Below are 12,196 nucleotides of genomic sequence, written 5' to 3'. Positions count from 1 at the left end.
GAAATATGCATTATAAATACTCTACAATCACAATACGTGAATTATTAGAATTATCCATATCAGAGAAAATAAATTTATCACCTTCTTACCAAAGAGGTTTTATTTGGTCTTTACCTGATCAAAAAGCTTTGATAAACACTATTTCTAAAGGATACCCCTTACCTAATCTATTCATAAGAGTCCTTAGTAATGGCCAAATGGAAATGGTAGACGGGCAACAAAGATCAAGAACTATAATAAAGCATAATAAAGGTGATATAAAAATAACCTCTAAAGACAATATTGATTTATGTGATAATGAAATTTTTCTAAATTATATCATACAAGTTGCTTACATATATGAAATAAGTGACGAACAGATAAGGGAAGTCTATTATTTTATTAACAAAAAAGGTATCAACCTTAATGATCCAGAAAGACAAAAAGCATACTATAGTGATACATTATTCTTAAAGTTAGCTGAAGAATTATCAAATAATCAATCATTGATTAATCTTGATCTATTCAGTGACAAAACGGTGAGTAGATTTAATGATAGGGATTTTATCCAGGAACTTCTTGGCTATCTTTTCAAATATGATGAAGATAAAAAAAATCAAATAAATACAGGACTTGAAGGAATAAGAGATAAGAAAATATATATTGAAAAAGAGCTGTTTTCGAAAGATATTAATGAAGATGAATACAATTCTCTACTTAATTCATTTGAAAAGATTATAAATACTTTGTCAAGATGGAATGATATTTATCCAATAAACAAAACTAGATATAAGCAAAAAAATGATTTCTATACAATCTTTGGCTATTTAAATAAATATAATCAACTTCCGAATGATCTTTTAGATTATCAATATAAAATTTTACTTTTTTTAAATCATAAGGACAGCGATGGTAATCAGTTTATTAGGCCTACAAATGAGGAAAGTGAAGCCTTGAAAAATTACGCTATTAATTGTGTTTCACAAAGTAATTCAAAAAAGGCAAGAGAAGAAAGATTGTTGTTTTGGGAATCTATACTTCTAAACAAGGTGGATTTTGAAAATATTGAAAAGAATCCCAATTTGCTAAGTGTGTTAACATATTTAAGTAATCTCTTTACGGAAGACAAAATTGAATTGAAATCAATGTACGAATATCTTCTAATTGATGTAGAGCTATTAAATAATTAATCTTTATGAATTTAGTAAAATTTCCAGATTATATTAAAATTGTGAAAACCAAATTCAATGCGGATATTTTAAATATTGATTTCGAGAATATTAAGAATAATATAATTAATATTAATAATAAGGAATATTTATTTAATAATTTATCGAACAATGGAAACAAAGGTGGGAACTCAATTATTTTAAAACTTTATTCTATTGATGAAGCTGCCGATGCAGAAACTTATGATGATATTCAACCGATAGCAATTTTAAAAATATTAAAATTTTCATTTAGGAAAAAGCAACTTAAAGGTAACGTAACAAATGAATATACTCCTACGCATAAACGTTTTTTTAATGAAATAGATGCTTTAAATAAATGCAAGGAATTAAAAAATGAAAATGTTATTGAGGTTTATGATTTCGGTGAATGTGAAATAAATAATAATCATTATTTATTTTATTCAATGGAAGTTGCTGATTATGATTTAAAATCATATGTCGAAGAAAAACATGATGACCTTCTATTTGAAAATAAAGTTTTATTCTGTTTAGAGTTACTTGATGGTATAAACCAACTAGACAATGCTATCTTTTATCATCGAGACATTAAACCTGACAATATTTTCTTCGCAAATGGAAAATGGAAGCTTGGTGATTTAGGCTTAGTTGATGGGAAAGAACTTCATTATAAATTTAATGAAGAGGGGAAATTCATTGGTCCTCGTGGGTGGGCTTCCCCCGAAGTTATGAATAAGTATTTAAGTGAAAAGAAAGGCTTTAAATATAGTTATGATTGTAAAATTGATCATCAATCAGATATTTTTCAACTAGGTAAAGTTTTTTGGTATATTTTCCAATATAATGCTCCTATTGGAAATATTAATTTCCATGACTTTAATAGAGAAAATGAAAGAGTTTTTTGGATCGTAAGAAAAATGCTGCACCATAGTAAACTTAGAAGATTCAATAATGTTTCAACAATAATTCCATTATTTCAAAAAATAAATCAAGAGTGCATAATTGGATAGTCAATGTTAGACTATTTTAATCTTAAACTTTCCTTTAGATATTCCAAACCAAAATCTAATAAAAAAAGAGGTCTCAATAATTAAAAAATATTAAATTGCAATAGCTTTTTATCTTTTTTGAGGTTCTAAGACAAGAGCTTTCAAAAGCTATTTAACCAATAAATAACCATTATGAATATACAAGAAATTGAAGAGGACAACGATTGGAATGACGACGAAATTAATTCATGGGAAGAAGAAGATTCCGAATTAACTAATCCACAAGTAACGAATAACAGAGAAAAGCAATTAAGGGTTATAAGAACTAATCAAGATTATAACCTTGACTATCTTAATCAAAGTATTGATAAAACTATTGTTTTAGGTCCCCACTATCAGAGAAGGTCAAGATGGAGTACTCTTCAAAAATCCTTATTAATAGAATCTTTTCTTTTAAATATTCCTATTCCTCCTATATTCTTATATGAAAAAGACTTTCATTCATATGAAGTTGTTGATGGAAGACAACGGTTAGAAGCTATTCAAGACTTTTTCTCAGACAAATTTCGTTTAAGAAAATTAAGCTATTATAATCATTTGAATGGTTCTAAGTTTTCAGATTTAACAGCAGAAGATCAAAGATTATTACTGCGGAGATCAATTTCTGCTACTATTCTGATGGCTGAATCACAAGGATTTGATGAAATAGATGTCAGAATGCTTTTATTTGATAGATTAAATACAGGAGGAGTAAAATTAAATGCTCAAGAACTAAGGAACGCAATATTTGCTGGTTCTTTTAATGATTTACTCGATAAACTATCAGGAAATCCTCTTTTTAGATTAATTTGGGGAATTCCAAATCCCAGTCCTAGTGATATTGAGCCACAAAAATCAAGAGCTGAGAAAGCATTGATAAATAATCCAATTTATAAAAGCATGATGGATTGTGAATTGGTTTTACGCACTTTTGGTATTCAAGAAGTCTATAATGATGGTATTTCAGATGGTTCAATGAAATTCATTTTGGATGGTACTATGAAAAAGTATAAAAATTTAGATACTACAACGAGTGCAGAAATGGAAGATAAGTTTAATGATGCTATAAAATTTATTTATGAAACTTTCGGAAATGAATCTATTAAAAACCCTGTTTTATCCCCTCCTCAAAAGGCAAGAAATATTTATGATGCATTAGTAGTAGCTTATTGGCAAGTAGATAAAAGTACTATTCAAGATACAGAAACTATAAAAACTAATTTTCTGAAAATTTTAAATGATGAAGATAATTATGAAAAAATAATTACTAAAGGTAATTCTATTGAGAACATCAAGTTTAGAGTTGATCAGTTTAAAAATATTTTAACTGGATCAATATGAGACATTATTTAGACGATTTTCATAGAGATTTAGATGATATAAGTAATACATTTTCAGTACTTCGAACTTTGGAAGAGCTAAGAACTATTGAACAACCTACTGAACCAATTTCATCAACTTTTTTAGATAAAGCTTTAGAACTTCATCCCTTAGTAGATACTGCTAGAAATGGAATGGCTAAAATTCCAGGGATTTTCATTTTGTATATCGGAGGAAGATTTGAAGACTATGTTAAAACAATTTTTGAAGAGTTCGCTATCCAATTTGCTCAAAAACATCCTGATTATAGTAGCCTTCCGTCAAAGTTTCAAAGCTCAATAGTTCAAGATACATCTCTTGTTATAGCTTCTCCAAGAAAATTTGGATATGGAGATATTATGCAAAAAACATTTATTGAAAATTTATTTAAAAATGTAATAGGTAATGATTTTGGAACGATAAATCACCAATGTTTATCAATAACTGAAGGTAATATGCGTTCAGACATTTTAAATGATTTATTTTCAAAAATATCCATTAGTAATATTTGGAGCGATATCGGGCAACAACTAGCCATACGTACATTTTTTGAAACAGCTGATTCTACAAATGCTACTTCTCAAGCAAGAAAATATTTAGATGAATTTATGAATTTAAGGAATCAAGTCGCTCATCCAAGTGGAGGTTCATTTACTTGGCCTTCATATGATGATGTAATAAAACATATCAATTATTTTAAAGTGCTAAGTCCTGTACTATTAGATTTAGGTGCGATGAAAATTAATTCATTATCATTTTCTGTATCATAATATGATAATAATTTTTAAAGAGTAGTGTTGTAGAATTCTACTCTTTGACTTTTATTATATCATTATATTTTAAAATTAAATCTTTGTGATTAATAAGTCGTTTTTCAATTTCACCTCTACTCCACCATTCAATCCAAAATTTATTTTCTGTTCGTAATTTATCTAAATAATCAGATAATGATTTTGTAAGATAACTCGATACAACTAAAAAATAGCCATCATAGTTTCTGAATTCAATAGTGTCTCTAATATCTGTAACCTTTGATTTGCTAACTCCATCTTTATATGCTTTACATTGAACGATAATTTTTAGCGTCTGATAAGGATTTACATCACCAGTATACATTTTTATTTTAGGAACTTTCCAATCAACAATTAAATCAACACCTCCATCCCGTTCTCTTGTATGAGCTGTTTTTCTCACTCTAGTTACTTCAGGCTCTCTTTCTAACAAATCTTTTATTAAGTCTTCAAATCTTGAATCATCTATTTTTTCCGCCCATTCTAATTCAGAAGGTTTAAATAGAATTTTATATTCTTTTTCATGCCTAATTTTCAATTTAGTCTTTTCATCTTGAAATTTATGATAGCCACAATTGTAATTAAAAGAAAGAATGTATTCATCTCCAATAGCAATAATTCGATTTTCAAAAAAAATAGTGCTTTTATGTTTATCTCCAAGTTTTTTGAAAGTGTCTTTAATTTCTCGATTCTTGAAGTTGCCTAAGTAATGATGACATTGTTCTTCAATATATAGCTTTCCGCTTATTGAATTAAGACTCGTCGCTTTGCTGTTTTTACTTATACTTTCAATAAAAGGATGTAAATCTTTACTCTGAATTAAAGAAATTTTTCTCTTAAAGTCTCTAAAATAAAACCAATTTGGTAGTGTTCTTTCACAATAACTAACTTGCTCTCCAGAACTATTAATTGAGGTCATGACATTTTGCAACCTATTTTCTTCAATTTCCCAATTGTATTCGAAGTCATAACCAAGTTTCTTTCTACAATTTTCGCATGGACATCCAGGAAAACACGACCAGAAAAAATTCTCAAACGCCATTAAACTACTAATCAATTCATCAATAAATTTTAAATATTGTTCACTTTTTTTATTGGCAAAATTATTATTGATTTGAAATGGGGTTAAATATTTAGAATATATTTCATCATCTGCTCCAGTAGCTGGGTTATGCACATCCGTAAAATATAAACTACAGATATTTAGTCGCTTAATGAACAAAGCGAATATAATTGGAATTATATCATGCAGATCAGTTCTTTCACCATTATATACCCACGAAGTAGTTCTTTGAGAATAGTAAAAAATTATATTTTCTTCTTCATCACATTCAACAATCAATGAAATACCAAGATAAGGACTAGTCCATAGCGAAATTCTTTCATCACTTTTATGTTGAGTTTCTAAACCTATTTCTCCTGCAATTTTATCTATGTAATCTATTATTTTCATTAATCTTCTAAACTTCCCATTAGCTGTTCCATGCCAAAATTCAGTAAAAAATCAGAGTAATAACTATCGAATACATCTCTAATGTAATCATCAATAGTTACTTCTGCTTTATCATCACTGTCCAGAGTAAGCCTATAATTTTTCTTTTTAGTAATCATATAAAGGAATAGGGAGTGGAAATAAACCGAAGCAACGTATCTTTTTTGGGATACAATTATCTGGTTTTCATTTTTAAGTTTCTTTCGATAATTTAAATAGACATTACTGTCTAGATTAATATATATTTTTTCCAATATATCTCCAGAGGCTATAGGGCTAATTACCGTATCGTAACCCATAGGGAGTCCTATTTGGCTTTCAAATTCTTCCCACTGGTCTTTAGTGATTTTTACTAATTCTGGAAGACCTATATTGCTAAAATCTTCCTCTTCTTTTGGTACCGTTTCCTTTTTTTGTTCTTGATCCACAATTTTCAGGAATACAACTTCAGTAAAGTAGTCATCTCCTGCACCTTTTAGAGTTGCCTCGATTTCTATCTCGTCACCTTGCCTTAATTCAATATCAGGATTAAGTGTAATTTTTATAGTACCCTTGTCTGGACTTGATTTTATAATATTAATTAATTCGCCAGGTTCTTTTTCATTGCCCTCAAGGTCTCCACCTTTGCTTTCATTCCGCTTAACTTTCAACACCGCTATTTGAAGATCTCCTGGGTCTTCCGTTCGATCAAAATAATGATCTTCAACGTCAGTTTCAAACCTTAATGTTTTTTCACCTCCTACAGGCACAGGAATAAGGCTGTTAGCTTTGTGCTGTAATTTAAAAAAGCTGGGGAAACGCTCTGGCTTAAACGGTTTTTCTTGCCTTTCGGAATTTCCTTTGGACTCTTTCTTTTCTGGTTTCTCTTTTGCCTTCTCCTCTAGTTTTAAGGTGTTTTGTATCAATTTAAAAAGATCACTGTCCTTGGAAAGGTTCTTAGCAAAGCTTTTAATTAGTTCAGAAGTATCTTCACTCTCTAATCCAATAGAATCCTTCCTTCTTTTATTAATATCATCAAGCTTAGATTTGGTTAGCTTATTTCTAAGATAACTTCTTAACTCTTCTGCCTTGGTACCATCTTTTAACCGATCTCGGGAAGCCATGAATAGATCTTTTCTAAACTCATACTTCATCTTAGTGCAGTCAACATTTATAAGCAGGGAGTCTTTCAATAGATTATATTTTAAGCTTCGTGTAATAAACTCCGAAGTATAATGACCATGCACCTGTCCATTCATTGAAAATAATACGGACATATTATTTTTAAAGAATCTGCGTTGTATATCAGCTTTTGTTTCTTTTACAGTTTTATTATCTTGTTTACCTTTGAAAACATAACATGTCACTTTCATTTTTCCGAAAAGAGTATCTTCATATTCTTCCGAAAACCAGTCTTCTACATAATCTTTTTCTTCTTCTAGACGACGTTGCAATCCATAAACTGTTGTCTCTAAAACTTTATTATTTGGATACCTTTCCTTTGTATCGATAGTAAAAACAGGCAAAACCGGTTTAAACAGAAATTCATTCAGGCTCTGGTTTAAATCTTGGGCGAAACCTGAAATCCCCCTCATCTGGTAAGAATACATTTTAATAATAGACCCGGTTTTGAATTTTCGATTAAATAACTTTAGTTCAAGTTCAGCAATGTCAAATGCTGGAACTCCTCCATCAATTTTTAGATATTCATACCATGTATTCTTTTTAGTTTCCAATTCGTCTTTTGACAGCGGATGTTCACGAACCAATGTAAATCCAAATTTACCTAGTCCGTCAAATCTTTTAGATCCAATTAGTTGATATCCTTTGGTACCACAGAACACTATAGCACCACTTCCACCCATATTATATTTCCCTTGTACAAAATGAATTTCGTTTTTGTTACCACGCATTAGGGAAAGAAAAGTACTCTCAAAATCTTCTGGGTGCTGGCCTTCTCCATTATCATATATAATTACAGAGCTCTCCTTACGGGGCCCATTCGCTATAATTTGAATATTCTCTGCCTGATTTCTCCTGAACGTATTCAAATCCCAATTTTTATTGTCCGGAAAAAATAAGTCAATCGCCGAATCCATAAATTTTGGTACTTCCTTCCCTTTTGGGTCTAGTCCCGATTCTAGGCACTTCTTCATTAATATGGCATCGATGGAATTAGTAACCTTTTCAACTAATGCCGCTATAGGGTTGGATTGTTGATTCTCAATAATACTGAAGTTCGACTCATTTTGTCCGATTGGAGACCAATTTGCTGTATTGCTTAAATACGAATTTGAGGATATTAACGCATCAATATCAGCTTCCGTTTCACATTGATATAGGGATTCAAATAAAGTTTTAAGCATAAGTGGAGGTATGGTTTAATTAGTAATTCATAAAATCCTTTATTCGTTTTATAAGAATTTGTAATTCTCCAAACGTAGTATCTTTACCCATAGAAATTCGCAAACTGTTCATCGCTTCATCATTACTGAGTCCCATTGCCAATAATACATGTGATGGTTGGATCAACGCCGAGCTGCAAGCTGAACCATTACTTACGGCAATATCCTTATTCATTCCTATGAAGATTTCAGTTTCAAATCCTGGAATACAAACGTTAACTGTATTATATATTCTTAGTGTGTCCTTACTGTTGATAAAAGCTCCTTTTATTTCTAATAATTCATTTTCTATAAAATCTCTAAGTTTATCAATTTGCATCCTATTTCCTTGCATCTCATCAACAGCAATTTCGTATGCTTTTCCGAGGCCGGCTATCAATGGGACATTATAAGTTCCGCTCCTTAAGCCATTTTCCTGTCCTCCCCCATGAATTTGAGGTTGAAGCTTATTTTGTTTAAATAAGCCATCATTAATATATATCCCCCCGATTCCTTTTGGAGCATATACTTTATGACCGGAGAAGCAAAGTATATCAATATTAGTTTCGATTACATCTAATTCCAATTTACCAACTCCTTGTGTTCCATCACAAACAAAGTAGACTCCTCTATCTTTTGTTATTTCCCCAATTTCCCTTATTGGATGTATAACTCCAGTTTCATTATTCACCCACATTATACATACCAAAAGGGTATCTTCATTAATACTTGTCTTTAATAGACCTAAGTCAATTACTCCATTGTTATCTACAGGCAAATAAGTAATATCAAATCCGATAGTTTCAAGATAGTGGCAAGTCTCTAAAACTGCTTTATGCTCTGTCGTACAGGTAATAATATGTTTCTTAGTATTACTTGGGTGCAAGGCTAACCCCTTTAAGGCTAAATTAATGCTTTCAGTAGCTCCGGAAGTAAAATAAATCTCATTTTGATCAGAACCAATCACATTGGCTGTGCTAATCTTTGCTCTATCAACAACAAGCTTCGCTTTGTTTCCAAAATTGTATAGACTTGAAGCATTGCCATACACCTCAGTGAGATGAGAAGTAATAACATTAACTACACGATCATCAACAGGTGTCGTTGCATTAAAATCCAAATATGTAAAAATATATTCCAAAGATTAATTTAAAGATAATTATTTTAGCTACGCTAATATAGTATATTTTAATCCATAATCAGGTGTCTAACTTTAATTCCTACTACTCGAAAAAGCAAAAACCGGTTACAAGAAGATTGAACATTATTCAAATACTAAATTCCTTTTATAATGCATACTTTAGTAAATTTACATTAACCCAATGGTTAATGCTTTTTTAGAAAATATATAGCCACAAATTATCAAATCGCTTTCATTCTATTGAGATAATGAATAAAGATTTGTTTATTTTTATTTAGCTCAATTTTTACACCTCGCCATCTAAATACTAGGTTCTTACTCTTTTAGCAGGAAACTGAAACCATATTCATAATTTTAGTATCTTTACAATATGAAAATATTGAGAGTTCTACTATAGTGTACCTATAGGTGTACCTAATAAATTTAAAAGCTAAAAACACACAAATTTACTGAGATTAATATAAAGGTTTCGGAGCCTCTTTCTCCGCTGAACTTTTGAAACCTTCAACTTCTGTTGAAGGTTTTTTCTTTTTATAGTAAAATTGATTCCAGAAACCAATAAATTCCTAAAAACTGATTCTGTTTTTTTTGCATCAGTTGAATCAAAAAATAAAATACCTTCATCGATCAAGACATAGAAAAGAATTGCAAGCTTACTTTTACTATAAGAACTACTGCATTTTTCAGATGATAATAAAGCACTCCGAGATTCATTCATGAGTACTTAAGTTTTCTATATTTTTTAATCTTATACTGAGTTTAAAAAAATATAGAAATAGCATTGTACTATAAAAACAATCGAACAAGGAGAACGGGAAGAACAAGAACAAGAAGAAGAACATAAAACAACCAACAAATGATTGTTATTCCATACAAAATAGTTAATTTTGTATGGAATAACAATCATCAGTAACATCAGTAATATAATATTGAACGTATGAACAGAAAGAAACAAATCATTTATCCTAAATATCAGGAGATGATGGAACAAATGGGAGAAAATATTAAACTGGCAAGAAAAAGACGTAAACTTACTACTGTTCAATTAGCTGAGCGTGCAGATATTGCAAGATCAACATTGTACCTTATCGAACAGGGAAATGCAGGTGTAGCTATTGGTGCTTATTTTAATGTACTTCGTGCCTTAGGGCTTCAGGAAGATTTTCTTAAACTTGCAGCGGATGATGTTTTTGGAAGAAAGTTGCAGGACTTAGAGTTATTATAATTAGAAGAGATGGCACAGAACAAATTTGATATATATGTTTACGCGCATTGGAAGGGTATGCAAAAACCTGAGTTAACAGGCATACTGTCAGCACATTTTGCCAAAGGCAAGAAATCATTCAGCTTCGAATACGATAAAATGTGGATTAATTCTAAAGAACAGATACTTTTTGATCCGGATATTCAGTTTTATTCAGGTCCACAATTCCCAAATAATAAAGAAAACTTTGGCATTTTCCTCGATAGTATGCCTGATACATGGGGGCGAACATTAATGAAAAGACGCGCCAACCAGCAGGCTAAAGAGAACGGAGAAAAAGCACAAACACTTTATGATATAGATTATCTCCTAGGTGTTTATGATGAAAGCCGCATGGGAGCACTGCGTTTTAAGACTGAGCTCGACGGACCATTTTTAGACAATAATAATGCCAGCCCTACTCCACCGTGGTCTTCCGTCCGTGAACTGCAGAACGCTGCAAAAATGCTGGAGAATGATGATGATAAAGAGATCCAAAAATGGCTTTCAATATTAATGGCTCCAGGCTCTTCTCTTGGAGGAGCCCGGCCAAAAGCTAATATTCTTGATGATAATAAGGAACTTTGGATAGCAAAGTTTCCTTCAAAAAATGATACAATTGATAAGGCAGCATGGGAGATGCTTGCCTATGAACTAGCTCTTAAAGCTGGAATAAATATGGCGCCAAGCAAGATTGAAAAGATAGCCGGCAATTACAATACTTTTTTCACAAAACGATTCGATCGGGAAAAAGAACAAAGAATACATTTTGCGTCGGCAATGACAATGACTTCTAATAGTGAAGATACAATTCGAGATAATATGCCAAGCTATCTTGACATCGCTGATTTTATTCAAAACTATGGAGTAAAAATTAATGAAAACTTACAGCAGCTATGGCGCAGGATAGTTTTTAATATTGCCGTTTCTAACACTGATGATCACCTAAGAAATCATGGTTTCATATTAACTAACGAAGGATGGATACTTTCTCCAGCTTATGATATTAACCCCTCAATAGATAAGGATGGACTTGCCTTAAATATAGATACTCATAATAACGAGCTTGATTTTAATCTTGCCAAAAGTGTCGGAGAATATTTTCGTCTAGATGACAACCAAATGGATAAAATCATAAACGAAGTTATTGAAGCTGTGAGTTGCTGGAAAGAAATTGCTAAAAAAATTGGAATCTCAAGAGCAGAACAAGAATTAATGACTGCTGCATTTATAGTATCTTAATACTATCATCAAAAAATATATTTTCTATTTTTATGCAAAAGCGTATAATTTCAAAAACATATGTTTTTTATATTCAAAAGCGGATAATTAACTGGATAAAAAAACATTTAGAAATGCCGTATAAAAGCGGGATAAGAAGCAACAGTTAAAATCCCTCTTCCTCCGCAGAACTTTTGAAACCTTCAACTTTTGTTGAAGGTTTTTTCTTTTTATAGTAAAATTGATTCCAGAAACCAATGAATCAATTACAAAAAATATTGAACAAAAAGAAAGCAAAAATGGAAAGAATTTAAAAGAAGTTTATGTGTTATTCATCAAATATTTTTTTTTAATAACAACAGTTCCAATTCACGTTAGTAAAAAACATA

Annotated in this window: 9 protein-coding genes; 6 read left to right on the top strand and 3 right to left on the bottom strand. The window is 30.8% G+C overall.

Annotated elements, in window-relative coordinates:
- Positions 1–5 precede the first annotated feature (5 nt).
- The 4 genes from ACHRV5_RS10830 to ACHRV5_RS10815 all read left to right on the top strand — a co-directional run bounded on the left by ACHRV5_RS10830 (position 6) and on the right by ACHRV5_RS10815 (position 4,326).
- Positions 6–1,169 (top strand): DUF262 domain-containing protein, encoded by a 1,164-nt coding sequence (locus ACHRV5_RS10830; RefSeq protein ID WP_395426739.1) that lies wholly within the window; start codon positions 6–8, stop codon positions 1,167–1,169.
- A gap of 5 nt (positions 1,170–1,174) precedes the next feature.
- Positions 1,175–2,179 carry a protein kinase gene (locus tag ACHRV5_RS10825; RefSeq protein ID WP_395426738.1) on the top strand — a complete coding sequence of 335 codons (1,005 nt, stop codon included), beginning with the start codon at positions 1,175–1,177 and terminating at the stop codon, positions 2,177–2,179.
- A gap of 171 nt (positions 2,180–2,350) precedes the next feature.
- Positions 2,351–3,538 carry a DUF262 domain-containing protein gene (locus ACHRV5_RS10820; RefSeq protein WP_395426737.1) on the top strand — a complete coding sequence of 396 codons (1,188 nt, stop codon included), beginning with the start codon at positions 2,351–2,353 and terminating at the stop codon, positions 3,536–3,538.
- On the top strand, positions 3,535–4,326 hold the full coding sequence (locus ACHRV5_RS10815) for a HEPN domain-containing protein (protein ID WP_395426736.1): 792 nt from the start codon (positions 3,535–3,537) through the stop codon (positions 4,324–4,326). The genes ACHRV5_RS10820 and ACHRV5_RS10815 overlap by 4 nt, the downstream gene beginning before the upstream one ends.
- 37 nt (positions 4,327–4,363) lie before the next feature.
- Here the strand turns inward: ACHRV5_RS10815 and ACHRV5_RS10810 are convergent, their stop codons facing one another.
- The 3 genes from ACHRV5_RS10810 to ACHRV5_RS10800 are packed head-to-tail and all read right to left on the bottom strand — an operon-like array spanning position 4,364 to position 9,343.
- The gene (locus ACHRV5_RS10810; protein WP_395426735.1) at positions 4,364–5,800 is read right to left on the bottom strand and encodes a restriction endonuclease; all 1,437 of its coding nucleotides are present in this window, start codon (positions 5,798–5,800) and stop codon (positions 4,364–4,366) included.
- A complete protein-coding gene (locus ACHRV5_RS10805; RefSeq protein WP_395426734.1) occupies positions 5,800–8,184 on the bottom strand; it encodes a hypothetical protein in 2,385 nt (794 codons plus the stop codon). Before ACHRV5_RS10805 ends, ACHRV5_RS10810 begins: the two co-directional genes overlap by 1 nt.
- Before the next feature lie 19 nt (positions 8,185–8,203).
- On the bottom strand, positions 8,204–9,343 hold the full coding sequence (locus tag ACHRV5_RS10800) for a cysteine desulfurase family protein (RefSeq protein ID WP_395426733.1): 1,140 nt from the start codon (positions 9,341–9,343) through the stop codon (positions 8,204–8,206).
- Between the two features lie 937 nt (positions 9,344–10,280).
- Here ACHRV5_RS10800 and ACHRV5_RS10795 point away from each other — a divergent pair.
- Positions 10,281–10,568, top strand: a complete 288-nt coding sequence (locus ACHRV5_RS10795; RefSeq protein WP_047778161.1) for a helix-turn-helix transcriptional regulator — start codon at positions 10,281–10,283, stop codon at positions 10,566–10,568.
- 9 nt (positions 10,569–10,577) lie between these two features.
- On the top strand, positions 10,578–11,828 hold the full coding sequence (locus ACHRV5_RS10790; protein WP_395426732.1) for a type II toxin-antitoxin system HipA family toxin: 1,251 nt from the start codon (positions 10,578–10,580) through the stop codon (positions 11,826–11,828).
- Positions 11,829–12,196: the final 368 nt, after the last annotated feature.

The sequence above is a fragment of the Flavobacterium sp. FlaQc-52 genome (assembly GCF_044007495.1).
GTDB lineage: Bacteria > Bacteroidota > Bacteroidia > Flavobacteriales > Flavobacteriaceae > Flavobacterium > Flavobacterium cupriresistens.
This window is presented reverse-complemented; position numbering and strand designations above follow the sequence as displayed.